Annotated in this window: 23 protein-coding genes and 1 pseudogene; 13 read left to right on the plus strand and 11 right to left on the minus strand. The window is 64.9% G+C overall.

Annotated elements, in window-relative coordinates:
- Nucleotides 1-39: 39 nt before the first annotated feature.
- The 7 genes from dnaK to H6718_13630 all read right to left on the minus strand — a co-directional run bounded on the left by dnaK (nt 40) and on the right by H6718_13630 (nt 7525).
- Nucleotides 40-1866, minus strand: a complete 1827-nt coding sequence (gene dnaK, locus H6718_13600) for a molecular chaperone DnaK (protein ID MCB9586432.1) — start codon at nt 1864-1866, stop codon at nt 40-42.
- Between the two features lie 384 nt (nt 1867-2250).
- On the minus strand, nt 2251-3768 hold the full coding sequence (locus H6718_13605; GenBank protein ID MCB9586433.1) for a DnaJ domain-containing protein: 1518 nt from the start codon (nt 3766-3768) through the stop codon (nt 2251-2253).
- Between the two features lie 209 nt (nt 3769-3977).
- Nucleotides 3978-4910, minus strand: coding sequence for a lysophospholipid acyltransferase family protein (locus H6718_13610; GenBank protein ID MCB9586434.1), 933 nt, complete (start codon nt 4908-4910; stop codon nt 3978-3980).
- Nucleotides 4886-5383 (minus strand): hypothetical protein, encoded by a 498-nt coding sequence (locus tag H6718_13615; protein ID MCB9586435.1) that lies wholly within the window; start codon nt 5381-5383, stop codon nt 4886-4888. Before H6718_13615 ends, H6718_13610 begins: the two co-directional genes overlap by 25 nt.
- Nucleotides 5380-5982, minus strand: coding sequence for a hypothetical protein (locus H6718_13620; GenBank protein ID MCB9586436.1), 603 nt, complete (start codon nt 5980-5982; stop codon nt 5380-5382). The genes H6718_13615 and H6718_13620 overlap by 4 nt, the downstream gene beginning before the upstream one ends.
- Nucleotides 5979-6755, minus strand: a complete 777-nt coding sequence (locus H6718_13625) for a hypothetical protein (protein MCB9586437.1) — start codon at nt 6753-6755, stop codon at nt 5979-5981. Before H6718_13625 ends, H6718_13620 begins: the two co-directional genes overlap by 4 nt.
- A complete protein-coding gene (locus tag H6718_13630) occupies nt 6752-7525 on the minus strand; it encodes a sigma-70 family RNA polymerase sigma factor (GenBank protein MCB9586438.1) in 774 nt (257 codons plus the stop codon). The genes H6718_13625 and H6718_13630 overlap by 4 nt, the downstream gene beginning before the upstream one ends.
- 110 nt (nt 7526-7635) lie before the next feature.
- Between H6718_13630 and H6718_13635 the strand changes: the two genes are divergently transcribed.
- Complete coding sequence (locus H6718_13635; GenBank protein ID MCB9586439.1) at nt 7636-8505, plus strand: rhomboid family intramembrane serine protease; 870 nt, start codon at nt 7636-7638, stop codon at nt 8503-8505.
- Nucleotides 8506-8599: 94 nt separating this feature from the next.
- Nucleotides 8600-9169, plus strand: a pseudogene (locus H6718_13640) (GTPase domain-containing protein).
- A 1043-nt stretch (nt 9170-10212) separates the two neighbouring features.
- Here H6718_13640 and H6718_13645 read toward each other — a convergent pair.
- Entirely contained in the window at nt 10213-11802 is a 1590-nt protein-coding gene (locus tag H6718_13645; protein MCB9586440.1) for a hypothetical protein, read from the minus strand.
- A gap of 219 nt (nt 11803-12021) precedes the next feature.
- On the opposite strand from H6718_13645, the gene H6718_13650 reads away from it, so the two are divergent.
- Both H6718_13650 and H6718_13655 read left to right on the plus strand, forming a co-directional pair.
- The gene (locus H6718_13650) at nt 12022-13476 is read left to right on the plus strand and encodes a sigma-54-dependent Fis family transcriptional regulator (protein MCB9586441.1); all 1455 of its coding nucleotides are present in this window, start codon (nt 12022-12024) and stop codon (nt 13474-13476) included.
- 185 nt (nt 13477-13661) lie between these two features.
- Nucleotides 13662-14225 (plus strand): prepilin-type N-terminal cleavage/methylation domain-containing protein, encoded by a 564-nt coding sequence (locus H6718_13655; protein ID MCB9586442.1) that lies wholly within the window; start codon nt 13662-13664, stop codon nt 14223-14225.
- On the opposite strand, the gene H6718_13660 is transcribed toward H6718_13655, so the two are convergent.
- Nucleotides 14226-14420, minus strand: a complete 195-nt coding sequence (locus tag H6718_13660) for a hypothetical protein (GenBank protein ID MCB9586443.1) — start codon at nt 14418-14420, stop codon at nt 14226-14228.
- Between the two features lie 475 nt (nt 14421-14895).
- Between H6718_13660 and H6718_13665 the strand changes: the two genes are divergently transcribed.
- From H6718_13665 to H6718_13680, 4 genes are all read left to right on the plus strand, one after another.
- On the plus strand, nt 14896-15225 hold the full coding sequence (locus H6718_13665; GenBank protein ID MCB9586444.1) for a four helix bundle protein: 330 nt from the start codon (nt 14896-14898) through the stop codon (nt 15223-15225).
- A 327-nt stretch (nt 15226-15552) separates the two neighbouring features.
- Entirely contained in the window at nt 15553-16107 is a 555-nt protein-coding gene (locus H6718_13670) for a type II secretion system protein (protein ID MCB9586445.1), read from the plus strand.
- A gap of 119 nt (nt 16108-16226) precedes the next feature.
- Complete coding sequence (locus H6718_13675; GenBank protein ID MCB9586446.1) at nt 16227-16811, plus strand: prepilin-type N-terminal cleavage/methylation domain-containing protein; 585 nt, start codon at nt 16227-16229, stop codon at nt 16809-16811.
- An 89-nt stretch (nt 16812-16900) separates the two neighbouring features.
- Nucleotides 16901-19021, plus strand: coding sequence for a hypothetical protein (locus H6718_13680; GenBank protein MCB9586447.1), 2121 nt, complete (start codon nt 16901-16903; stop codon nt 19019-19021).
- On the opposite strand, the gene H6718_13685 is transcribed toward H6718_13680, so the two are convergent.
- Nucleotides 19022-20587, minus strand: coding sequence for a hypothetical protein (locus tag H6718_13685; GenBank protein MCB9586448.1), 1566 nt, complete (start codon nt 20585-20587; stop codon nt 19022-19024). It abuts the gene before it with no gap.
- A 346-nt stretch (nt 20588-20933) separates the two neighbouring features.
- Between H6718_13685 and H6718_13690 the strand changes: the two genes are divergently transcribed.
- The 5 genes from H6718_13690 to H6718_13710 all read left to right on the plus strand — a co-directional run bounded on the left by H6718_13690 (nt 20934) and on the right by H6718_13710 (nt 25256).
- Nucleotides 20934-21398: a hypothetical protein gene (locus H6718_13690; protein ID MCB9586449.1), complete on the plus strand. Its 465-nt coding sequence runs from the start codon at nt 20934-20936 to the stop codon at nt 21396-21398.
- Nucleotides 21399-21415: 17 nt separating this feature from the next.
- Entirely contained in the window at nt 21416-21961 is a 546-nt protein-coding gene (locus H6718_13695) for a hypothetical protein (GenBank protein ID MCB9586450.1), read from the plus strand.
- Nucleotides 21962-22347: 386 nt separating this feature from the next.
- Nucleotides 22348-22494, plus strand: a complete 147-nt coding sequence (locus tag H6718_13700) for a hypothetical protein (protein ID MCB9586451.1) — start codon at nt 22348-22350, stop codon at nt 22492-22494.
- 289 nt (nt 22495-22783) lie between these two features.
- On the plus strand, nt 22784-23248 hold the full coding sequence (locus H6718_13705) for a hypothetical protein (protein MCB9586452.1): 465 nt from the start codon (nt 22784-22786) through the stop codon (nt 23246-23248).
- A 403-nt stretch (nt 23249-23651) separates the two neighbouring features.
- Nucleotides 23652-25256: a hypothetical protein gene (locus H6718_13710; GenBank protein ID MCB9586453.1), complete on the plus strand. Its 1605-nt coding sequence runs from the start codon at nt 23652-23654 to the stop codon at nt 25254-25256.
- Nucleotides 25257-25259: 3 nt separating this feature from the next.
- On the opposite strand, the gene H6718_13715 is transcribed toward H6718_13710, so the two are convergent.
- Nucleotides 25260-26006, minus strand: coding sequence for a hypothetical protein (locus H6718_13715; GenBank protein MCB9586454.1), 747 nt, complete (start codon nt 26004-26006; stop codon nt 25260-25262).
- Nucleotides 26007-26037: the final 31 nt, after the last annotated feature.

Raw genomic sequence — 26037 nt, forward strand, 5'->3', positions numbered from 1 at the left:
GTTCACCAGGCAGAGTGAAAACGAACGAACGAGCCGGGATCACTGAGTGCGCGAGACGACGCCCTTGAACATGCGGTGTGTTCGAGAGAGCGCCTCGACCTGCTGCTTCAGCTCTTCCGTGTCCCGAGCCTTCATCGCTTGCTCGGTCTTGCTGAGCACGGCCTTCGCCTTGTCGATGGCGTCGCGGCCAAAGTCGCTCGAGGCGACGATCTTTTCCACCTGGGGAAATAGTCGCTCGATGTCGGCTATCAGCGTCTCTGCCTCTTGCTTCGCCTGCTCGAACTGCTCGTCGACACGCCGCTCCACCATGTAGTCCTTGGCGTTCTCGATCATGTCGTGGAGCTCGTCTTGGGTCAGGCCGCTGGTGGCGGTGACCTGAATCGACTGCTCTTGTCCGGTGTCGAGGTCCTTGGCGTGGACGCTGACGATGCCGTCCGTGTTGATCTCGAAGGTGACTTCGATTTCCACGTGTCCCTTCGGCGCGCGCCGAAGCCCGGTCAGGATGAACTCGCCGAGTAGCTCGTTCTCGTCGGCCTTCTTGCTCTCACCCTGCATGACCAGGATCTTCACCGCCGTCTGGTCGTCGCGTGAGGTGGTGAAGATCTTGGTGCGACTGGTGGGCACCGTGGTGTTCTGGGGGATCAGCTCCTCGAAGTAGCTGCCGAAGGTCATGATGCCCAGGGCGTGGGGCGTCACATCGAGCAGGATCATCTCGTGCTTGTCTTCGACCAGCGCGGCGCCCTGGATGGCGGCGCCCAGCGCGACGACCTCATCAGGGTGCACGCCCTTGTTCGGCTCGCGCTCGAAGTAGTCTGAGACCGCGTTGACGATCGCAGGCATGCGCGTCATGCCGCCGACGAGCACCACGTCTTCGACTTCATCGATGTCGAGGCGCGCGTCCGCGAGCGCCTGCTTGCAGATGTCTACCGTGCGCTCCACCAAGTCCTCGGTGAGCCGCTCGAGGGTCTCTCGGGTGAGGGTGCGCTGGAGGTGCAGCGCTTCGTTTCTCCCTGTGGAAATGATGAAGGGCAGGTTCACCTCTGCTTCGCGCACCTGGGAGAGCTCGCACTTCGCTTTCTCTGCAGCGTCACGCAGGCGCTGTAGCGCCATGCGATCCTGACGCAGGTCGATGTCGTGCTCATCCTTGAAGCCTTGCACCAGCCAGTCGATGATGCGTGCGTCGAAATCCTCACCCCCCAGAAAGGTATCGCCGGTGGTGGCAATGACCTTGAACACGCCGTGGGCGCCAATTTCGAGGATGCTGATGTCGAAGGTGCCACCGCCCAAGTCGTAGACGGCGACGGTCTTGTCGACGCTCTTGCCGAAGCCGTAGGCGAGGGACGCAGCCGTTGGCTCGTTGATGATGCGGATGACTTCCAGTCCGGCGATCGCCCCAGCGTCCTTCGTCGCTTGGCGCTGGTTGTCGTTGAAGTACGCCGGAACGGTGACGACCGCCTTGTTGACCTCTTCGCCGAGGTAGTCCTCGGCGATGATCTTCATCTCCTGCAGCACCATCGAGCTGATCTCGGGCACCGAGTACGTCTTGTCGCGGAGCTTGATGCGGACGTCGCCGTGCGGGCCTTCCACGATGGTGTAGGCCGAGGTCATCACCGAGTTCTTCACTTGGGGAGAACTCCACTTGCGACCGATCAAGCGCTTCGCGGCGTACACCGTGTTTTCGGCGTTCGTGATGGCCTGTCGCTTGGCGATGTGACCGACCAGGCGCTTTCCCGCTTCGGTGACCGCCACCATGCTCGGGGTGGTCTTGTACCCACCTCGGTTCGGGATCACCACCGGCGCATCCCCCTCCATCACGGCGACGCAGGAGTTGGTGGTGCCGAGGTCGATACCGATGACGCGCTCCATAGTTCCCTTTCTGTCGGCTCGAGGCCGCACTCCTAAGCAGAATATCTTAAGGCAAGGTGACGCAAGGGGGGGAATTGTTGCGGTGTTCCCACGAGACCCGACTCGCTAGATTTGATGCTTCTCGCGAAATCCGCCGCGAGGTTGCGGCTCCAAACGGCGTGCTACCGCTCATTCCCCACAAACTCGGGTAGTTTGTCCTCGTTGAGACAGTGGAGTCCCATGGCAGAATTTCGCCGCTTGAGGCCGCGTCCAGCAGCTCGAGTCGACGAATGATGGCGATTCGCGTGCGAAGTCGCATGCGACCGCCAGGTGTCCGTGACCCGGGTGTACCGCCATACCACTCACTACACGCTTAGCGACGCACTTCAGCAAGTGAACGGCGGGTTAGCTTTCGCGCTTCAGTCGCTTGAGCCAGTCCTGAGCCGTTTCGTCGTTGGAATCGATCTGCAGCGCGCGTTCGATCTCAGCCAGGGCGCTCTGCTTCATGTCTGCTGCCAACAGCGCGCGTGCGAGGGTCACCCGAAGGTCGACTCGCTCGTTGTTCAGCTCGACCGCTTTGCGCGCGAGCTCCACGGCTTTGCGGGCGTTGACGTTGGCTTCGATCAAACAGTGGGCCGCGCGCTCCAGGAGACGGAAGCCACCCGGTCGACCTCGCGCTGCCTTCTCGTAGCTCAGCGCAGCTTCCGCGAAGTGGCCGTTGCGCTCCTCGTATTGAGCTTGTTCGATGTAGCTCTCGGCGAGCGCGGCGTTGGCTTGAGCCTGGACGTCTTCGAAATGGGCTGCGAGGTCCGCATCGTCCGGAGCGAGCCCAACCGCGATTCGAAGAGCGTTGGCGGCAGACACCGGATCCTTCGCCTCGAGCGCGGTCTCCGCAGCGCGCCGGTAGTGATCGATCTGGCTGTCTCGCGCCTGGGAGAGACGGTCCTCGTAGCGCCGACGCAGATCGTCACCGACGATTTCCTGTACGCCGCCGCCCCTCGGTGGGGGCTTACTCGAAATGGCTCCCGGCGGAACCGAGCTTCTTAGCTTGCGAGCGACTTGTTTGCGCCGCGCAGCGTCGTCTGGCGGTTCGCTCTTGCGTGGGGGAGGGGGAGAGGAGCCGCGATTGGGCGCCGGCGGTCGCGCCGAGGCTCGTTCGAGCACGCGCGCTTGCTGCTCGATCAGGCGCTTCACTTCATTGACCTCACGCGCGCGGCGCCGGTCGTCAGTCATCATGTTGTCGAGTGCCCGCGTGCGCTCCTGGCTGGTCAGGTACGCATCGTATTCCTGGCGAGTCGCCTTGCGAGTCAGCGTGTCGTGGGCTTCCGTGAGCGTCTGAAAGATGCGCTCGAGCTTTGGCTTGAAGCTGCCGAGCTGCTTTCCGAAGTACTTGTCCGGGTGGAACAGGCTCACGACGCCGTAGTAGGCACCCTTGATCTCTTTCTTTTCCGCGTGGCGTTCGACGCCGAGCAGCTGGTAATAGTCCGAGCTGTCGAGACGATAGAACGTGTCGAGGATCTGGCGCTTGCGCTGCAGGTCTACCTCGACCTCTTCATCGAGTTCGCTCGGGTCGTAGAGCGCGGCCGCGGGGTGGGCGCTGCTCGCGTGCACTTCCTCGACGGTCTCGATCACCGGGTGGTTGAGCTTCGCACCGCCCTGGATCTCCGAGGGCTCCGCTACGGGTTTGGGCGCCGGCTTCGCGTCCCCGTAGACGACGGCGCCGAGCTGGGCGAGCCGCGTGAGGATCTCGGACACGTGCTCTGGAGTCATGCCGGTAGACGCGGCGATCTCCGTGAGCGGGCTCCTGCCATCGACGCGCGAGAGCACGAACGCCTCTTCCGGCCCGATGGGCAGGCTGCGCATGTCCACCCCCGGAACCATCTGAGGGGTCGTGCTGCTTGGGTTTTTCACAGCGTCTGCCAAGAGTCCTCAAGCCTAACGCCGAGTGGGAGCTTTTCGTTCGCGTTTTCCCGACGGCTTCGACGATGCGAAGTCGCTCGGCTTTCTGCACCCGGCCGCTGCCGTTCGGCGCGCTCGAGACCAGGGTCCGAAGCGCTCCGAGTTGCCGCGAAACGGGAATCTAGACCGGGCTAACGCTTGGAAGCAATCGTCCAGGTGGGGGAGGGCCTGTGCTACTTGAGTCCCATCCAGAGCCAGTGCGTCGGATGCCGACGGATCCGCGCTTCCAGCTCCGCAGCCAGCGCCTGGCTCGGATGGTCGGAGAGGAGCGCTTTGGAGGGAGCGATCCGCAATGCGAATCCGGCGTCAGGTTTTGGCTCCAGGTAGCCGATCAAAAGTCGCGCTCCAGTGCGCTCTGCTAGGCGTAGGGGACCGATTGGAAGCTCGGCCAAGCCGCCGAGCCAACGTACCTGCTCCGAGCGCACGCGTCCGCCAAGATCCGGGAGGAAACCAACCGGGCGACCCTGTCTGAGCGCCCGCAGGATGCGCGCGGAAGCGCCTGGCTTACCCCGATGGATCACCTCCAGGCCTCGTCCCACGCGATGTTGGTCGACGAAAGGGTCGAGACCCGGATCGTAGCTCTCGCGCACCAAGATCGCTGGACCCGGGGAGCCACGACCCGCCGCTTGCCAATGCTCCGCGATCTTCGCGGCCAGCCACTCGAAAGGACCCAGGTGCAAGCTGACGAACACGACCCCACGCCCCTCCGCCAGCGCATCGTCGAGGCACTGGGCGCTCTCAGCGTTGAGCTCCACCGCGTCGCTCAGCGCGCCCCCTCGACGCAGCAGCAGGCAGCGCCCCAGGTTCCGCCCGCAATTTCGCCACACTACGCCGGACAAGGCGGGGTCGAGATCCGCGCGTCGCAAGTGTCGCTGGGTCCGCTCCCGAAGCTCCCGAGAGACCAAGTGCACCAAGCCGCCCACGCCACCGAGCAGCCCGATCAGCCAAGAGCGCGGGAGTCGATCCGCAAGCCAGAGCGCCGTCCGCACCAGCGCCCTGAGCGTTGCGTTTTTCATGCGCTGGCGTTGCGACCAGCTCCCGCCTTCGCGAACGTCTCGCAGCGCGAGCTCCTGCGCCTCGCTCACGGCGTCGCCGGGCACTGACACTGAGATTCCACGCGGCTTTTCGCCGCTGCCACGCGCTCCTTCGCGCGCTCACAGCGGTTTTGCGGGTCGTCGCCGCCCGCAAGGAGCTCGCAGATCCGCTTCTGGGCTCGCTCCAAGCTCTGGAGCGCGCGGCAGGCCTCAAAGCACTGAAAACCGCTAGCGAGGCTGTTCGCGTTGCGCTCGAAGTACGCCTCCCACTCCGCCAAGGTGCTCGGCTCCGGGGGCTCGGAGAAGTCCATCGGCCCCTCCGTCGTGGCGCCGGGCGCAGCCGGGTAGCCAGGCTGTCCTTGAGCAGGCCCCGTCGTGCCTGGGTGCTGATATTGCTGCTGCGGGTAGCCTGGAGACTGCGGTGGCTCGGCCTCTTGGGTCGGCGCTGCGCCGGCGCCGCAGCCGCTGAGCAGCGCCGCGGAAAGGCTGAGGGCGGCGCCTGCGATGAGCCGGTGGAGCCTTAGACCGTCGCACCCGCGCCTCATGGCGTCTGCTCCGGCAGGTTCTGTTCGATCACCTTCTCCTGAATGTCCATCGACTGCTCGAAAGCCTCGAGCGCCCGCTGCTTGGCTGCCTTGGCGCCCGCTTCGTCGCCGTTGCCTTCGAGCTGCTTGGCGCGGCGCTCCTCCACCAAGCCGCGCACCTCGAACAGGTGGCCGCGGAAGTAGCTGATTTGCTTGGCGTGACCGAGGCCGCTCTCGATGTCCTTCAGTGCGTTCTCGAAGCTGCCGTCTTGGCTCTTCAAGTCCGCGAGCCGGGCGTACGTATCTGCGAGCACTTCGCTTGCCTCGGCCAGCGGCGCATTGCCTCCCGGAACTGGTCCGTCGACGAGCGCCTGCAGCTTCTCGATGGCGACCTTGGGAGACTCCTCCTCCAGCTGGTCCGCCGAGTGATGAGCGCTGCGGGCGCGCGACAGGAAGGCGAGCAGCGCTGGGCTGACGGGCTGCCCGTCAGGCGCCGAGGCGCACACCGGGGGCGCTTCGTCATACGACTCGCCCTTGCAGGCAGCGAAACCAGCAACGAATCCGGTGAGCGCGATGGCTGCGAGCCAGCGCTTGAAGCGGGGAGTGAAGAGCGCGGTCACCTTGCCCCCCAACTCGCGTAGCGATTCTTGCGAAGCTCCTTGGCGCGCGCCATCGCGATGCGGTCGACGCGCTCCGAAGTGTGCTTGGTGTCAAACTTTTCGTGGAATAGCGAAGCCGTTGAGCGCGACACCGCGAGCTCTTGCGACGCGGCTTGGATGCTCGAGGGGGCAGCGTTGGGGGCATCGCCTTGCGTCTGCACCCAGAGCAGCATCCCGGCAGCTGCAGCCAGCACCGCTGTCACGGCGCCGAACGCCACGCGGATCACCTTGGCGTTGCCGCCCTTCGAGCCGCGGTCCGCGCCTGCCAGCGCTGCCTCGAGCAGCTCTTGATTCCGTACGGCATCGATGCGGCCGGGGTCTGCGGCCGCGTGAACGCTGCGCGCTAGGTCTGCCAGGGGGTGACTCTCCCCCAAATCCAAGGCTTCCCTGAGGCGCTCGCTCTCTGCCTGCTCCTCCTCGTCGGCCTCGGCGAAGGGATCTTCCAGCGCCAGCTCGATCAAGGCTTGGTTCAGCTGACGGGAGAGCTCCAGCGGACTGAACGCTGCGCGGAGCTGTTCGGCGAAGTCAGATTCTGCCTCTTCGCTGAGCCATTCTGCGTCGTCGGGCGTCTCCTCTTCGAGGGCCAGCCACTCGAGGTCGCGCTCAGAGAGGGACGGATCCGTGCCCTGGGCTTGCTCGCCGCGGGGCGCGTCCGTGCCCTCGACCAAGCTGCGCGTCGACTTCTGGTCGGAAGTGACCACGGACAGCTTCGGCTTGGAGTCGCGGGGGCTCATGAGTCTGCTCCATCGGCGAGGGTCGCCTTCTTGAGGGCCGCCATGGCGCGGTGCAAGACCACGTCCAGGGTGCCCACGCTCACGCCGAGCTCCGCCGCGGCTTCCTCGCGGGACTTTTCCTCGAGGATACGCAGCTGGATGACTTGGGCGTAGCGGGGATTGATGCGGCTCATCGCGCGCTTGACGCGGTCTTGAGCCACCGCGAGGTCGTGGCGCTCCAGGGCGTCGGGGGTCTTGTGGGGATTTGCCTCGGAGGCCTCGATTTCGCGCTCCAGATCTTGTGGCTCGAACAAGCGCTCACGCTTCTTCTTGCGTAGCATGTCCAGAGCCACTCGCATCGCGACCACGCGCAACCAGGGGTAGACCCCGACGTCTTGCCAGGTGAAGCGATCGAAGCGTTCCACCACTTTGATATAAGTCGCGGAGAGGGCTTCCTCAGCCAGCGCGTGGTTGCCGAGCTTCGGCAGCAGCAGCGAGCGAAACAGCTTGGGACCGTAGGTCTTCAGGAGCTCACCCATGGCGGCGCGATCACCAGCGTGGGCGCGAGCACAAAGCTCCCGCTCCGCTTCCAGTGCCTCCGCGTCCCACTCCACGGCGCGCACTGTACACGCCTCGTCCGCCTTGGGAATAATGCGCTTCGACGACGGTTCAGCCGACGTCTGGGCATAGCGCTCCCAGCTGAACGGCGGTGCCGGTTCTGTGCGAGCGGGGCCGTTCCACAGCGCGGGCAGCACGTTCTGCCAGGAATTCAGGGTCGCGCTGGGGTTCATGCCCCTCTAACGCGAGGCCCTGGAAGGCCTTACGGCCGTTCAGCATCGAAGTGACAAAAAGGGCTGATTGGCTTGCTTTGGCCCGCCAACCTTGCGACACCCCGAGGCCTGTGGCTGCCCCGAAATGCCCCTATTGTGGGACGATCAACTCGATAGGCGAAAGCCACTGCCATCAGTGCCAGCAGCCACTCCCGGGCCCACTCGGGCGCGCCTCGCGGGATCTGGTCCAGAGCCTGCTCGGCCGCGAGCTCTGGGTAACGAAGCTCTTCATCGGCATCAACGTTGCGAGCTTTGCGCTGATGCTGCTCGACAACAGCCGCGCTGAGGGCGCGGGGTTGCCTTTGGGATTCGGTGGAGGAGGCGGACTCCAAGGCTCCTCCATGCTGCGCGCTGGGGTGCTGCACCAAATCGTGGTCGGTGAGTGGTGGCGGTTTCTGAGCGCGGTGTTCTTTCACTTCAGCTTCCTGCACATCCTGTTCAACATGATGTGGCTCGGGAGCCTCGGGCGGTCCCTCGAGCCCGAGCTCGGCACGTCGCGCTTCACCATCACCTACCTCCTGTCGGGAATTGGGGGCTTCATCGGCAACCTGCTGCTTGGGCCGATGCCGCTGACCGGGGGGGCTAGTGGTTCGGTGTTCGGCCTGTTTGGCTGCTTGGTTGGCTACTCCCTCGGTCGCAAGAACTCGCTCTGGCGAGACCACCTCTCGCGCCTGATCCTGTTCGTGGTGCTTTCCTGGTTGATTGGCGGCGGGATGGGCGGGGGCGGAGTCAACAACGTCGCCCACGTCGGTGGCGCGCTGGTTGGCGTTGCGATGGGCTATTTGTTCGGCGTCGAACGTCGCTACCCGCTCACCCACCGCGTGCTGAACTACGTCGCGATGTTGGGGGTCGCCGCGGTGGTTGCTTCGCTGGTGCTCAGTCAGCTGTCGCCAGTCTGGGGCTACATGCGGGATGCGGAGTCACAAGAAGACCAGTGGTGAATCCGCCTTGAAACACCTCCCGTGCCGCGGGTTTTCCGGCGCATCCAGCATTGCTTTCCCCGATCGATCGCTCTCAGTGTAATCTGCGCGGCCGATGCCCGTGGTTAACCCGCTCGCGCGGGAGCTCGTCTTCAAGGTCGTGTATTACGGCCCGGGTCTAGGTGGGAAGACCACCACCTTGCAGCACATCCACACCGCGACCAAGCCTGAGTATCGCGGCAAGATGGTGAGCCTCGCGACCCCTGTGGATCGCACGCTTTACTTCGATTTCCTGCCGATTCGCGTGCCGAACATGCGGGGCATGGGGGTGAGGTTGCAGCTCTTCACGGTGCCGGGGCAGGTCTACTACAACGCCACTCGCAAGCTGGTGCTCACCGGCGCAGACGGCGTGGTGTTCGTCGCTGATTCCCAACGTGGGCGCCGGGACGCGAACCTCGAGTCTCTAGAAAACCTCCAAGAAAACCTCAAGGAGCACGGCCGCGTACTGAGCGAGCTGCCGCTGGTGCTGCAGTACAACAAGCGCGACCTGCGGGAAGTGCGCCCTGTTACGGAGCTGGAGGCGGAGTTGAATCCGCGCGGAGTCCCCAGCTTCGAGACGACGGCGACCTCGGGCGGTGGGGTGTTCGAGGCGCTGGATCGCATCACCCGCTTGGTGCTCGAAGACTTCGAGCGCCGAATGCCCGAGAGCGGCGAGGTGCCGTCTTCGGCGCTCCAGGTGCCTGAGGGCGGCCTCACGGAGGCGCTGCGGCGCGCTGAGTCGAACCCCGAAGCCTCTCCCCAGCGCTTCGACAGCGAGCAGCCAACGGCACTCTCCCAGCGCATGCCCGAGATCGGCACGCCGGACAGTGAAGACGATTTGCCGCGCCTGACGGACGCTCCGGACAGCATGCTGGGCGAAGACATGGCGCGCAGCGTGGCTGATTTTGGCTCCCGCGAGGCCGCTGAACCCCCAAGCGACGATCCTCCGCGGCTGCGACGCCGCCGTGAGTTTCCTAGCGTTCCGTCCCTCGATGCGGAGCTGGTCAAGAGCGGCATCCAAAGCCGTGGGGAAACTCTAGACGTCGATGCCCCGGCCTCGGGCTCCCGTACGCCGTCCTCGCCGCCGAGCAGCACCGCGCCCTCGCCGAGCAGCACCGGGCCGTCGCCGAGCAGCGCCGCGCCCTCGCCGAGCAGCACCGGGCCGTCGCCGAGCAGCGCCGGCTCGAGTGGCCGCCGCCCAGCCGCTTCGAGTCAGCGTCCCTTGGTACCCGTGGTGGAAGAGCTCGATCTGCCGCCAGCTTCGCTGCGAAATCCGCTAGCCGCGTTCAGCTACGCCGTGCTGTTTCCCAAGTCTCAGCACGGCGTCGTGCGGCAGCTCGAGGCGGCCCTGGCGGCGGGAGACACCACCCACGCCGTGGAACACGCGGAGCATCTGGTCACTCGTACCTTCGCCGCCGCCGCCAACCTGGTCAGCCAGAAGGAGGCGCCGCGGGATCCCGCCGTCGTCGCCTTGATGCTCGGCCTACAAGGCCAGCGCTACCTCGAGTTTCGCGCCATCGCCCGGGACGCACGCTCAGGCGGCGCGCTACCCATCGAGGACGCCCTGGTGGCGTACGCCTTCGCGATCGAGGCGCGCCTGGCGTGGCGCCGCGTCGGCGGCTAGGTAGCGCTCTCGGTTCCTTGCGGAACTACCTCACCCCAAAAATCCAAGGCTGAGGGCCCATAAAATCACTGTGGTGGGATGGACTGCGCGCCTTCAGCGCTCCCGGAGACGCTGAGGGGAGCTTCGTAGCTGCTAGCAATTTCCCCGACCCAGGTGCCTTGGAAGCCCGTGGGGCGCGCCTCGGCGTCGATCTCCGTGGCGGCCGCAGCGCTGAAGGTGAGGGTAGCCGGCGCATCCGCCGAGGCGTCCCGCGCGCGAGTGAACAGCGTGGTGAGGGCCGCGCGGCAAGCCACCGCGCCGCAGACCCCGTCACAACCATCGAACAGCACGCCCTGACCGGCGAGCTCCGCGCCCAGGCCGTCGCAGTCGACGACCTCCGCGAGTGCCTCAGGTGCGTTGACCGCGTTGCTGCTGACGCTGACCGCCTGTTGCTCTGCAGCGCTCACCACCAGGCGGGAAGGGAAGAAGTAGAAGCTGCCGCCAAGCAGCAACGAGTCGTCCGGGTCTGCGCTCAAGCTGAGCTTGCCAATATCCGGGGGGAAACCCGCTTTGGTGGGAGACAACCCGGCGACCTCTTCCAGGCGCCACGTTCCCCAGCCGGGGGTGCTGCCCACCGCTTGGAGCTTGCCGTAGAGCACCCGATCTCCCGAGAGCCGCTGCGCACTGGCTTCGAACCACTGATCGAGGGTCGAGCGCAGTACCTCGTGAGCGTCTGCGCCGAGCCATGCGGACACCTGGGAGTCCCAGGCGCCTGAGTCCCGATTGGTCTGGAAGAGCGCCGACTCCGCAGCGGGTAGGCTCGCCGCCATGGCGTTGAGCAGCGCGTCCACGTCGGACTGCGCACCGCCGAGCAGGGCAGACTTCGCGCTCGCTCGAGCGCTGTCGAGGCCGAGCTCCCAGTCGTAGCTCAGGTCATCGAGCCCAAGGGTCATGTCCAGATCCGTCTCTGACAGCTGGAGCGGGCGGTTGATCACGGTGACGTCGACGGACTTCGTTTCGCCCGCCAGTACACCGGACAGGTCGCTGCAACCACCGGCGAATTGGCTCGCCCGCAGCGTCACCGCAGCGTACGTGCCGGCGGGCACCGACTCGATTTCGATCGTTTGCCCCGGGGAAACGGTGGTCCAGAGCGCGCCATCTGGCGGCGGGTTCCCTGCGAGGTCGCTGCAGCGCCTGCCGGGGTGCACGCTGGCGGTCCAGCTGCTGATGTCGCGGTTGCCCGCGTACTGCGGCTTGATGCGCAGGGCACCGAAGCCTTGTTCCGATACGGAAACAGTCCGTGAAGCGCTGACCTCAGTGCCGACAGACGCGCGCACGTTGAAGCTCGTGACACTGCTGGGCGCGAACAGCGTTGTGGTGGCGACGCCGTTTGCGTCGGTTGCCACTTCGGTGGCGGCCAGAGACGCATCGAGTGAGTCCCCGGTCAGGCTGAAGCGCACGCTGTGCGCGCCGGCTGGACGCACCTGAACCGTGAGTTCAATCGCGGCGAGGGGAGCGACCTCGAGGGTGCCGGTCGAGTCGAAGTCGATACTCGCAGCGCCACTTTGGCCGGCTGTTCCTCCGGAGCCGCCGGAAGCGCCAACGCCCGCCATGTCTTCGGCGTCGCTCGCCCCGCAGGCAGGGAGTGCACTCAGCGCCAGAACGGCCAGGGCCACCCCGGTTAGGGCCGGACCTCGCGACTTGGGTTGAGGATGAGCCACTCGGTCGCGGCTGGGTCTCCGTCGAGACTGGGAGAGCCAACCCGCCGCGCTGCGGTGTTGCCCACACACAGTGCGGGCATGCTGGGTCAGGTATTTCATCGTTCAGACTAAGTAAGTAAGAGCCAGCTTAGCGCGGATCTCACACACAGGCACAACGTGATATGTCTGAGGCTGATGGATTCCCTCCCGCCGCCTCCCACGCGCATCCTGGTGGTCGACGACGAGCCCGGCCTGCGGCAGATGTTGTCCATCCTGTTCCGCCGCGAGGGATACGATGTCGTCACGGCGCCTGGCGTCCAGGGAGCGAAGGAAGCGCTGACCCAGAGCCCGCGGCCTTTCCCCGTTGTTCTCACGGACTTGGCGATGCCTGACGGCAGCGGACTCGAGGTGCTGGCGGCTGCGAAACAACGCAACACGGCGACGGAGGTGGTGCTGATCACCGCTCACTCCACGCTGGAAAACGCCATCGAAGCCATGCGTGGCGGGGCGTACGACTTCGTCACCAAGCCGTTCGAGCCCAAGGAGCTCGCGGCGCTGGTCGCCAAAGCGCTGGAAAAGAACGCGCTGGTCACGGAAAACCAGCGGCTCCGCGCCCAAATGGGCAGCAAGAGCGACAAGACGCTGATCGGCAAGAGCCGCGCGATGCAGACGGTGCTCGACCTGGTGGAGCGCATCGCCAAGGCCCGAACCACCGTGCTGATCACCGGGGAGAGCGGCACCGGCAAGGAGCGCGTTGCTCGAGCCATTCACGATCGCTCGGACCGCGCGGACAAGCCGTTTTTGGTCGTCAACTGCGGCGCGCTTCCAGAAAACCTGATGGAAAGCGAGCTGTTCGGCCATGAAAAGGGCGCCTTCACCGGTGCCAGCGCGCGTCATCGCGGGCTCTTCCAAGAGGCTGCCGGCGGCACGTTGCTCCTCGACGAGGTGGGTGAGCTACCTCTGAGCCTCCAGGTCAAGCTGCTGCGCGTGCTTCAGGAGCGTCGCGTGCGCCCGGTTGGTTCCACTCAGGAGGTCGAGGTCGACGTGCGGCTCTTGGCAGCCACGAACCGGGACGTCGAGGCCGACGTCTCCGGCGGGCGTTTCCGCCAGGATCTATACTATCGCCTCAACGTGATCCGCATCGAGCTGCCGCCGCTGCGGGAGCGACGCGAGGATCTCGCCCTGTTCTCCGAGCGCTTCGTTCGGCGCTTTGCGGAGGAGATGGGCAAAGACGTCGTTGGCCTCACCCCGGACGCCCTCCGAGCGCTGGAACGTTATGAATTCCCGGGGAACGTGCGTGAGCTGGAGAACGTGATGGAGCGCGCCGTCGCCCTCGCTCCGGGCCGCAGCATCGGGCTTGGGGATCTCCCGCCGGAGATCAGCGGGGCTGCGGGTGGTTCCGCAACGAGCCTCGTGGAGCTGCCGGAAGGTGGCTGCAACTTGGACGACGTGGTGGGCGAGGTGGAGCGACGTCTGCTGCTAGCAGCGCTCGATCGCACCGGCGGCGTGCGCAAGCAGGCTGCCAAGCTGCTGGGCGTGAGCTTTCGCTCGCTGCGCTACCGCTTACAGAAGCACAGCATCGGCAGCGACAACGAGGGTGGAGACGACGACGATCCCGACAGCGGTCCTCCCAGCGTAGTCGCCCGTTGAGGTGGCGCGGCGCGCGCGCTGGTGACCAATCGCGTCCTCCTCTGACCTTTTTGCGCAGGGGGGGAGAGGAGCGGCGTTGCGAAACGCCGCGGGCAAGTGGCCAAACCGCCGCTGAAACGGCTAAACTCTTGGCTGTTGCGGAAAGGCGCGGGTTGGAATGGCTCGTGCAGCACGGGTCCCAATCCATGATCTCGAAGCGTTTCTTGAATCGCCCTCAGCGCGCCCGCGGCTTCACCTTGGTCGAGGTGATGGTGGTCGTGGTCCTGGTCGGGATCCTAGCGACGCTTGCACTCGTCGCCATGCGGCGCTGGCTCGTGACCAGCAAGTCGATCGAGGCGATGCACGTCATCGAAGGGATCCGCGGCGGCGAGGAGCGATTCCGGGCGGAGAACATGGTGTACCTGGATGTAAGTACGTCGGGCACGCTGTACCCCACGGGGACGCCGAACACGACCAAGTACAACTGGTTTCAGTCCGGACACACCGACTACAGCCGCTGGAAGCAGCTGAATCCCACCGTGAGCACCTCGGTGCAGCACGGATACATGGTGCGTGCCGGGCGAGCGCTCACCGCGCCAACCGCGGCGATGACCCCGGGGATCACGGTGACCTGGCCCGCGGCGGCGAACATCAATGATGCCTGGTACGTGATCTACGCTCAGGGCGACCTCGACGCGGATGGGACTTACGGCAGGTATGCGGCGTCGAGTTTCTCGAGCGAGATCGTTCGCGTGAACGACGGCGAGTAGCTACTCCCCGCGGAAACGGGTAACGATCGCGCCCGAGATCCATTGCCCAACCAGGTGGTAGCCGCCAACCACGCAGAGCAGCGTGAGCGAGGCGGTTTGGTTCGGTGCAACGGCATCTGTCGCCACGGCGCTTCCGCAGAAGAGCAGGGCGGTGCAGCTGGAGAGCAGGAGCGCCTGCCAGGCTCCGCCTGTCACTAGCGCTTGCCGCTTTGTTTAGGGGTGTGTTCCGCCCGCGGCGCTCTCCGCGCGACCGCGCTTGTTGGGTTGTTCCGTTTGGGTTTGACCGCGGCGCGCTGCGCGCGGCCGCTTTTTGGGGTTGTTCCGGGCTGTTTGGTTTGATCGCGGCGCTTTGCGCGCGCCGCTTTTGATCCGGGTCGTTTGCGGTTGGGTTTGACCGCGCGGCCGCTTTTAGTCGGTTTGTTTCGGGCTGGTTTGACCGCGGCGCTTCGCGCGCGGCCGCTTCTGTTGGGTTTTCGCGGGGCTGTTGGGAGGGGCGGGGACACGTCAGCGAGCAAGCGCGTGCCAGGCTTTGCCTGTCACTGGCGCTTGCTGCGTTTCCTCACGGTTTGAGATCTGCCTGCCCCTGACCCCGTCCCTGTCCCATTCCTTTCCGCCCCGTCGTCGGGGGGCTCGGGGACATCCCCGCCGACGGGGCGGAAAGGGCATGGATATGTCGTTACGGATTCATGCAACTGCTATCGAGGTGATCTCGCTCCTGCGGCCGTTGATGCCGCGGTTGCGTCGCGTAGATCTCGCGCTTGCGAGGCAAATCTCGCGTAGCGCGTCCAGCATTGCCCTCAACATCGCCGAGGGGGAGCTCTCGAGCGGTGGTCACCGGCAGCAGCGCTACCAGACCGCAGCCGGCTCCGCGAGCGAGACGCGCAGCGCGTTGCAGGTGGCTCAGGCCTGGGGCTACCTCAGCGCTGCGGACTGCAAGGTTGTTTTGGGGCGGCTCGAGCACATCCTGGCGGTGCTCTACAAGCTCACGCTGCCAGGTTAGTGTCCTCCGCACGGACTGGGGGCGGAGCCTCGGGCTCCGCCTGTGAGCGTGTGTGTCTATGTGTGCACCTTCCCAAACGGCAGGTGACAAATCGCGGCTGGCTTCCCGCGACGGGGGTGCCGCAAATTGTCGCCGCACGGTCTGCAAGTTGCGGCACCCTGAACGGGTTCCGTCCCCTCGTTCAGGAGCTAATTCATGATCCCCTATAAAAGAAGCCGAAACACTGCCTGCGCGGTACTGGACCCGCGCGCCTCAAGGTTCTGGCACGGCAGGTGCTTATGGACGTGCGAGCCAACGAGGGCTGCCCCCTCGGCTCCGGCGAACCACATGAGCCTCTCCCTTCATCGAACTTCTCGAGCGCGCGGCTTCACGCTCATCGAGATGATGGTGGTGGTCATCATCGTGGGGATCCTGGCGACCCTCGCCGTGATCGGCGTGCGCAAGTACCTGCTGGCTTCCAAGTCCAACGAAGCCATTCACATGATCGGCTCCATCAAGTCTGCCCAAGAGGCCTACAAGGCGGAGACGTTTCAGTACCTCAACGTTTCTCAGCAGTCAGGTCTTACCAGCTATTACCCCCGAGCCCCGGGGGAGATCAAATCCGCCTGGAATAACCCGAGTCACGGTGACTACGCCCGCTGGAACGAGCTCGGCGTGGAAGCCGCTGGTCCCGTACAGTTTGGCTACGCGACGACTGCAGGCATCGGTGGCTCACTGACCGATCCCGGAGTCGCCTCGGGCTTCAAGTACCCGGACGTTGGCAACAGCGAACCCTGGTACGTGGTGCGGGCCAGCTCCGACTTCGATGGTGACAGTGTGCTCTCGATCTACATCAGCTCGAGTCAGACCTCTGAAATCTACTTCGAGGGCGAGGGCGAGTAGCTCCTCTCCCCCAAAAATCCTGCCGGAAAATCTGGCGGCAAAATTAGCAAAGCGAGTAGCAGCACGCGGGGCTGTTGCGAGCAGAACCAGCCCCGCGAGGAGACATAGAAACCATGATGATGCGTGCCCTTCGAACCACCAAGCGCGGCTTTACCCTAATCGAGCTGATGATCGTCGTCGTCATCGTCGGTATCCTCGCGGCACTGGCCATCTACGGCGTCAGCCGCTACATGAAGAACTCGAAGACGGCTGAAGCTCGCAACTCCCTCGGCCAGCTGGGTAAGGACGCGACCACAGCCTTCCAGCGCGAGCAGATGAACCCGTCCGTGCTCACCCTCGGTGGCACCACCGGTATCGTGAACCGGCTCTGCGCCAGCGCCGGCGCAAAGGTGCCCGCGGCAGCTGCGAGTATCAAAGGTCAGAAGTTTCAGTCTAGCCCTGCCGATTGGAACAACGGTACCGCCAACGAGGGCTGGCAGTGCCTGAAGTTCTCCATGGATGCGCCTCAGTACTACATGTACGGCTACAGCGCGTCTGGCACCACGGGTGCCGCGGGTGAGACCTTCACCGCGACGGCGGAGGGCGACCTCGACGCCGACGACGTGACCTCGCGCTTCGCTCTGAACGGCAGCATCCAGGCCGTGGCCAACGAGCGCGTCGTGACCATCGCTCCGAATATCGCGGAGAGCAACCCCGAGGAGTGAGCTCTGGCTCTCCCACCCTCAACGGGTGACCGCTTCAAAACCCTCGACCTCTGGTCGGGGGTTTTGCTTTTTGGAGTAGGCTCTGGGTAATGCTCGAACGCTTGGGGAAACGACCGGCTGCGACGCTGGTGCTGGTTACCGCCGTGGTGTTCCTGCCGAGCGTGTTGCTCGGCTTCGTCTTCGACGACTTGCTCCTGATCAGCCAAAACTCGGACCTGCAGCAACCCTCCGCATTGGGCAAGGCGTTCTTTCAGCACTTCTGGGCCACCCGGGAACTCGATCAGTCCAACGTGCTGCGCTACTACCGCCCGCTCGTTTCCGTGACGTACACACTGAACTGGCTGATGGCGGCGGGCGCGCCCTGGGTGTTTCACCTGACGAACGTCGCGCTGCACGCCGGGGCGGTGTTCGCGGCGTTCCGCGTCGCCGAGCGCTGGCTCGCGGACCGACGCTTGGTCATCGTCGCGGCGGTGCTGTTTGCGCTTCACCCTTCACGCTGGGAGAACGTGATGTGGGTCTCCGGGCGCACAGACGTGATGCTGGCGCTGTTTTGTTTCCTTGCGGTACTCTGCGTCCGTCGCGGGTTCGCCGGGCGGCGCTCGGCGTTGTGGTTTGCGCTGGCCGCCCTGAGCAGCGCGGCCGCGTGTCTCTCCAAGGAGGGCGGGGCCTTTCTGCCGCTGCTGTTCCTGGTCGAGTACTTCGCGAGCGCCGGTGCGTTGCCGGCCAAGCAGCGTGCCAAGCAACGCCTCGCCGTCGCGGGCTTTAGCGTGTTACCCGTTGCGTACCTGGTCTGGCGCCTCGCCGTGTTTCCGGTTCGCGAGAGTAGCGGCAGCCTTACTCCGAAGTACTTTTTGCTCACGGTATGGGCGTATGCCGAGCGAATTTTTATTCCTTGGCCGCAGACGTTCTTCTATCGCCCGCTGGTGATAATCGACGGCGTGGTGCAGGTGCCGCTCTGGATTCTGATTGGGGGTGGCGCGCTGGTCCTGCTGTACACGGCGCTGGTGGTGCATGCTTTCCGCAAGGATCGCGGAGCCGCGACGTTGCTGCTTACTGCGGTCGCCTTCCTCGGACCTTTGTTGAATTTTCGCCTGACGGGGGTGCCGTCCACCGCCTCGGATCGCTTCCTGTATTTGCCGCTGTTTTTCCTGGTCTGCGGGCTGTTGCGCTTGTGGTCTGACGCCGCCCTCAGGGCTTGGTCGCAGCAGCCGGCGCGGCTCCTCGCGGTAGGGGTCGGGATAGCGTACGTGGGGCTCTTGTGGACCCGGCTCGGTCCCATGCAGCGAGAGGCGGATCTCTGGGAGCACGAGTACGCGCTGCGCCCCGATTCTCCCATTGCCCTGCGGCAAACCGCACGCCGGCTGGCGGCCCAAGGGGAAACTCAGGAGGCCTACAGGCGTTACGTCGCGTCCCTCAGCCCTCAGAGTCGGCGCTACCGTTTGATTGCGTTCCCGTCGGATCAGGCCAGCACGATCGTTGAAATGCGCGGGATTGAGGCTGGTTTCCTGCCGGACGGCGCCACCAAGCGCCTCACCGCGCTCTACGATGAGCTCGCAGAGCTCGAGGCAGGCTATCCCCCGAACGGAGGCCGCCTCGGGATCGACCCTCAAACCTACGCGGCGCTGATCGGCCGGCAAGGGCCGCGCTTGCGGGGAGAACTCGCGCTCCTGGCTTCGCGCCTTGGCCGCCAACTCCAGACTCAGGCCTACCTACGTAAGATCCCCGCCGAGGACGAAGCGCGCGTCGCCAACGCGATGAACCTTGCCCTGGCCGCGGCGCGCGCCCACGACTGGGCCGAAGCCGACCGCTGGCTCGGAGTCGAGGCCAGGCTGCAGGAGGTTCACCGCAGCGCCAGCACTCCCGAGGCCCTGGGTGAGCTGAAAGCTCGCATCGCGCGGTCAAAGCAGGCCCACGCTCGCGCGCGTGAGCTGCCGCAGGAGCAGCGCCAGGTACTCATGGCCCAAGTCGCCGCAGATCTCGGCGCGTACGGCGTCGCGGCGAGGGGCCTCGAAAAAGCCTACAAGGCCGACCCAAAGTCCCAAGGCATCGCCCAGCTCTACACCCAGGTGTTGGTCGCCTCGCGGCGCGACCAGGCCGCGAAAGACGTTGTGGCGGCCGCGCTTGGCAAAGACAAGGCAGCGGAAATTGTCGCGGGGATCCGCGCTCAGCTGCCGGAGGCGTTGCGAGACATCCCTGCCGTGGATGAGTAGTCAATTTCCCGGCGGAATGATCCGGTAGACCACGTAGCGCGGCGTCCAGTTCTCGTAGGGCTTTCCCTGGATTGGGTGAGGTCCCACGGGCTCGAGGTGCCAACCCGACTGCTTCAGCCCCGGTTCTAACCGAAACGCGTTGCGATACACGATCAAGTGTTGCGCGCCGTGGCGCCGTACTATCTCCAGCACCGCTTCCGCCCGCTGCGCTCCGCAGCTCGGTCGCGTCAGCCGTTGGTGCAGCGGGACGGCGTCTGGCGTCTTCAACCCCACGACGTCGACTAACGGCAGGTCCGTGGCGTACGCCAGGTAACCCGCGTCGTGGATCGCGGTGGGTGAGTCCTTTGGCAGGTTTTGTTCCGCCCAGCGCGCGAGCCCCGCCAGCTCCGTCTCGGTAAAGTGCCGCGAGCCGCGCGCTTGACGCAGCCCGCCCGAGATATCGTGGCTCACGACTCCCGCGGCGACACCCAGCAGTACGGTAGTGCTTGCAAGCGCGACGTAGCGCCACCGCTGAGCTGCGCCTTGGATGAAGCCGTAGGCCAAGAGCGGCACGAACACGTACAAGTAGCGGTGCTCGTAGTGGGACAATGCCCCAGGGAAACGCATGTAGTATGCTGTCCAGAACACGAGCATGAACCCCAGGGCAATGCGCCCCGGCGCGCTGAAGAGCCCGAGCAGCGCCCCCAGGCAGAACCAGGGGCCAACCTCCCCCCCAAACTCAAGTGCTGCCCGCCAGGCATGGCTGAATCTGATGGCATCAGGGGCGCAACCCTGGGCAAAGAAGGCTTGCTTGGCGCTGACCGTTGCCGGCCCCAGGCTGTGAGTTGCGACGCCGTAGGCTAGAAGCCAGGGTAGCGCACCGAGCGCCGCGAAGCCAGCCAATGCCAACGCCGGCTTCCAGGAGCGGCGTGCGCGATACACGCGGTACATCGCAAGCAAACCCAGCGGAGCGCTGAGCGCAAGCAATTCCGGGCGGATAAATGGTAGGACGCCGAGCAACAACCCAAGCAGCGCTGGGCGTCTTGGCGCTGCGGGGCCGCTGAGTACCAGCGCCCACACGATGCCGGCCAACGCGAGCCCCGTCTCAAGCCCGTTGAACAGCTGATGCACACTGAGCCCGACGCCCAAGCCCGTGACGGTCAGCGCGGCAGCGAACACCCACGAGGTGCGATGCATGAAACAGAGCCGCAGCAAGCCAAGCGCATACAGCAGCACCGCCAGCCACTGAGTGAGCAGCAGCGCGTGGGGCGGCGCTAACACGAGGAGCGCCAGCGCGACCAACACCACATGGGGCAGGCTCGTGGTGCCATAGAGCGCGGAGACTCCGGGATAGCTTGCGTCTTGTCCCCTGAGCAGGACCTGGGCGTTGTGCAGCGTGATGTACGAGTCGTCGAAGGGGAACAGCGGCTCCCCCGGCCGTGTGAGGTGATACACGGCACCCGCGAGCGCCCCCAAACTCACCAGCCAGTAGAGCTGCCGCTGTCGGCGTGGACTCGCGGGTTCAGTCAGCCAGCCCAGGACGATGCTGAGCCAACGCTGAAAGGTGGGGAAGTGGTTGCTGGTCATACCCCGGGCGCTCGGCTTTCAAGCTACCACGCACCAGCACCCCGGGTCATCCGGGCGCGAAGCCCCCAATTTCCTGCCGGATCCGTTCAAGGAAGAGTTTGCTCGGCTGCTTGGTTGAAGGGACCGACGGCTGCCGTAGGCGCAATGCTTGCTGCAGTGTAGGCGTAGCAGGCGCATGCGTCGAAGACTGCGAGACTCGGGATCCGAACGCGGTGCGCTCGAAATGGATTGCGTTTCCCTGCGGTTGCTCCGTGAGCTATCACTCGCTACCGCGTAGCCGCGCCTCGGGGAACGGATAATGTACGAGACGCTGTTTGTCATTGGTCCCCCGAGGACGCTTTACGACATGATCCCGTTCATCGTGGTGGGTATGTTGCTCGTCGCCTACGGTGTGTGGAATCGCAAGCGTCAGGAGTTGTTGCGTTGGGTGGCACCGATCATCATCGGGGTGATCCTCGCTGCGCTGGGAGCAGTGGACACAGTGGCATCCCAAGGGAGGCATGAAGCGCTCTACCGGGCTTATGCTGAAGGGAGGTGCGAAGTGGTGGAGGGCGTGGTGCACTTGGAGCATGAGGAACCCATCGACGGTCACGACATCGGTGAGTTCGGAAGCGTCGGAGATGCGTCGTTCAACATCGGCCACTCCCCGGCTTACGGGACGACTGTCGCACATGGGGGCCTGTTGCGTGAAGGCGAGTGGTTTCGCGTCTGGGTCTACGCTGGTGCCGTCCTGCGCATCGACCGACCAATGGAAGCGGACGCGCCTGCCAGCGCCACGCCGACTTCAGTTGACTCAACTGTTTTAGAGTAACCTTGTGGAAATGAGACATGAGCGAAACGCTCTTCGTGATCTCCAGTTCGGAGGGGCTTTCGGAACCCATGGGGTTGGTGCTGCTGGGCGTCGGGCTGGCCATCTTTGCGATCTTCGCTCCGAAAGAAATTGGCGAACGGAGCACTGTTCTTGCCTCCACCGGACTACGTAAGTCTGAGCGAGTCGCGCTGCTCATTACCGGCATCGGATTTTCGGTTCTTGGTGCGTTCCAAGCAAATGACAGCGCGAAACGGCAGGACCGGCTCTACCGAGCCTACGCCGAAGGCAAATGCAGAGTCGTCGAAGGGACCGTGCATCTCGATCATGTTCAACCGTGGGAGGGTCATGACCTGGGTGACGTCGTGCGCCTCGGTGATGAGGAGTTCGTTATCGACCATTTTCGTTCCACTCCCGCCTACCATCAGACGATTGCCTATGGCGGCGTGCTCCGTGAAGGCGCGGCGGTCCGAGTGTGGTTGTATCGGGGAGCTGTCTTGAGAATCGATCGCGTTCCTCAGACGAGCCCGCCTGGGTCCGAACAAAATCACGACGTTAGCCCATAGGGCCCGGCACGGTGCCGCGCGGTCTTCGAGGGGGCACCGTTCGTTGGGGTGCACGGCCTGAGATGCTAGACTAGCCTCATGCTTGGCCTCCGAGCTCAGATCGGCATCGTCTTGGGGCTGGTGGCGCTTCCCACGATGCTCACGATCCTCGGTGCGCAGGTTCGACCAGTTACTTGAAGAGCACAGCGCCACCGCCGCCTCCACCGCTTCCGTACAGCGAGTGGGTCTCGGTGAACCGGATCCCATTCTCCCCCAAGTGCGTGGAGCAGGCGCTGCGCAATTGCGCGACAGTCGCCCACGTCAGATACACGTCGGCAGGTAGGCCACTGACGTCGGGACTTGCGAGAGACAACTACCAGCTACAAACATCGAGCGGGGATCTGAGCATGAACATCAGTGACGATGAGACGGTCATTCGCGGGACCGGCGTAGTCGCGACGCTGGAGCCCACAGTGAAGGAAGTGCAGAGGGCGCTGGAGACGTGCGGAGCAGCTGGTTGGTCCGCTACCCGCCGCACGACGGTGTATCCCTAGGCTGTCTTCCCGCTTGCTCGCCCGCCAAGACGTTTCCGTGAGGTGTGCGAGGCCGAAGCTTCTCAACGCCAGGTAGCCGCAACCGAGCGCCCCAAGCGTGCTGGCGAGGCTGGCAACGAAGAGGATACGTCGAAGCTTGGGGGTTGGGGGGAGGGGCGGTCGCTGGGTGTCTTCGTACATTGCGCTCGGTGGAGGCGCGAGCTTCTCGTTCGCTGACTTCGTGGCATCTGTGCGCGAAAATGGTTCGGCGAGGGAGCCTTCCGGTAGGCCGTCCGTATCAAGCGCCACGATGCAGAACCTGACGATTCGCTTGGCTGGCGCGCTCCTGATGGTTGCCCTCACCCCCGCATGCGGCAAACCAAAGCCGTGTACCGACATTCCCGCGACCAAGGAGGCGACGGCGCTCGGAGTCGTGTTGGACGGCGGGCACCTCTGCAAGGCGGACAGCGGCGTGATCAACGTCGACTACGACAAGCCGCTCGAGCAGGTCGACTCCGACTACATGAGCAAGCTGAGCGCTGCCGGCTGGAAGGGCGAAAAGGTCTCCGAAGGCAAGAACGGCTCGTCCCTGTTCTTCGACAACGGCAAGAACAAGCTGCTCGTCGTCACGCTCAAGAACAAGGACCGCAACGTCAGCACCGCCATCATCAAGCACTGCCTGATGATTCGCCCTGACGGCTCCGAGTTCATCCTCGACAGCTGCCTGACGATGACCCAGAGCCTCGCGGATAACTTGAAGAAGACGAAGAGCTAGACCGGCCGACGAACTGAGCTGCGGGGCGACCGCGTCCCGTCTACACTCTGCGCGTGCTACCGCGAGGCGAGCAACTCGAGGTCTTGCTCAAAGATGATGGGCTGGACGATGAAGAGCGGAAGCGCCTGCACCGATCGATTCGGCTGGGGCTTGAAGACGGTCGTCGGGGGCGGACCGCAGCTGCCGTAGTTTAAGCGTCAAGCGGCATTGCTTGATACCGCGGGGAAAAGAGTTGCTCGCGAAACGGTTGGGGAGCTAGCTGCTTGGCGTCGGACTCGTATGTGAACTGAGAACTCATCCGCAGCGCCCAAAGCCAGAGCAACCATCACATTCAGCATTCAAGTACGCATCCTCGAGCGGACGCGCCTTGACGCCAGGCTTGGCGGGAACCCAGCATTCGCTCATGCGCAGGATCCGTGGTGGCGTGATTGTCGGCTGCTTGTTGTTCGTGACGGTGGGCTGCGGCTCCGACGGCGCGTCGGGAGGCTCCGCCACGGCTGGCTCAGGCGGCTCAGGAGCGCCTGGAGGCAGCGCTGGCTCAGGCGGGCTTGGAAGCAGCGGAGGCAGCGGTTCGGGTGGGGCTGGTAGTGGCGGCTCTGCTGCGGTTGGAGGCGCAGGTGCGGTTGGAGGCGCAGGCGCGGTCGGGGGTTCGGGCAGCGGCGCCTCAGGCGCCGTTGGAGGTGCAGCCGGCAGCAGCGCTGGCGGGAGCGGAACCGGCGGAGGAGGCTCGGGGGGAAGTGCGGGCGCGAGCAGTCCGCCCAGCGAGCCCGGTCTCTGGCTGGCTGACGCGGCACCGAACCACGTGCCCTACGCGAATGCGGCCAATGAGTGGGCGAAGACCAACCGCGGCAAGCAGGTCTTCAAAGGCATGCTGCTGACCGCTAACTGGGGAACGGTGATGCCCCAGTCCACGGGCACCTTCGACTGGAGCGAGGTGGAGAGCGCGCTCTCGCGCTACGCCGCGCAGAGCCCGTACCCACTCGCAGGCGCCGTCACCCTACGCGACAAGTTCTGGCACACCATCACGGTGAACGGGACATCCAACCAGACGAGCCACTCGACCTACGTCTCATGTATCCCGGAGGATCTAGTCGAGTATTCATCCCCGGGGTTCTCCGATGGCTACATCGCTGCCGACGACCCTGCAGGCTTTCCGTCCACGCTCGCGAATGGCAAGAAGTACCGCAACGAGACCCATCGCTGGGTCGTGCTCGATATCGACCGAAAGTTCGTGAAGTACGCCGCGAAGCGCTGGGATCCGGCGATTCGCGCGGCCTTCAACCTGACCCTCGACGCGGCGGGCAACAGCGCGAGCTTTGGCCGTCATCCCGCCCTCAAGCGGCTCGTGCTCGATGAGTCGTCTCCGGCTGGCACCAGCAACATCAACGACCTGGTCGACCTCGACTATCCCGACGCCGCCGGCGTGGGCTACGCCGACGAGATCGTGGGGTACGGTCAACACGCGCGGCAGGCGTTCCCGGCGAGCGTCGAGGTGGCCTACAACTTGAACTGGATCCCGCCGAACAACGCTGGGAGCGGGACGCTTCAGGACCGCGCCGTCGGGGGCGTCGGTCGCTCGGACAGCGGTTTCCTCACGGCACTGACTCCCCTCGACGGTGGGAACTCGAAGCTCCACGTGGGGCTCTATGCGCAGGATCTGGTCGCGAGCGGCTATCTCTCGGACTACTCGAAGTACGTCTATTCTCAGTTCAAGCGCTATGCGAACGACCCAGCCAGCCCGACCTCCGCGCAGATCACTGGGGAGACGTGGACCGCCTTCGGGCAGAACGACTTCGGCACGGAGTACGAGGACGTGCTGCTGCGCGCGAGCAACATCGACGGAGCAGGCAATGGCGTCCGGCAGCTCTATTTCTTGCTGCGGGATACTGCCTTTGCCCCGAACCTCCAATCGAACTCAGGGACGTCGAAGCCGTATCACTACCATAACCTGGTGTGGACGGCGATCAGCCGCCCAGCGCCAACAGGGCTCTCATTCATGCCCTACTGAGACTCAGCGGAACCCCAGTCCAACGCTGAACTCGACGCCGCGAGTCGCTTCATAGTCGGGATAGGTGGAGTCGTAGGGATCGCCGTGGGTCAGCACCCACCAGGCGTTTCCGCCGAACAGCAAATCGACGTCGGAGCTTTCGCCCTCGCTGACCCGCACGGCAATGCCAAAGGGAATGTGCAGGCGCAGCTCGCGGCGGACCAAGGACGCCGAGGCGGGGAGGGGTCCTTCTTTCGGAAGGTCGCCGGGCGGCACCTTGTCTTCGGGAAGGTTCATCCAGTGGAACTCGGTGCCCACGCTGAGGTAGCTATCAAGCATGAGCGCAAAAGAGCCGAAACGACGGCTCATGTCCACGCCCACACGCGCCCAGGGGCTCGGTGGTAGCACCCGCGCACCCGCCGCCGCAGACAACGCGATCGAGAGGGGCGCGCCGTTGCTCTCCTGAATCGGGCCGAAACGCGCTTCCGCGAGGTATCGCCCCATGGAGATGACTCCGCCGAACTCGAAGCGCTCCCCGAGCTTGCCGCGGATGCTGCTCTGGGGTGAGGGAAAGATCGCGATCTTGCCGTCGATGCGGTTGCCGTTGTGGAGCACCACGCTCTGGGGCTCGTAATTGACGACAGGCAGCGAGGCGTCCAGCGCCAGGCCGTGCTGAGTGATGTCCCCCGTTCGAGGCGCTGCGCCGGGGATGCACCCGCCGAGTGTGGAAGCGACAAGCGCGACGCCAGCCGAATAAGAAAGAAGTCGCACTCACGGCCTACGTTTGGCGGCGGAGTGACCT

It is taken from the genome of Polyangiaceae bacterium, assembly GCA_020633205.1.
GTDB lineage: Bacteria > Myxococcota_A > Polyangia > Polyangiales > Polyangiaceae > JAHBVY01.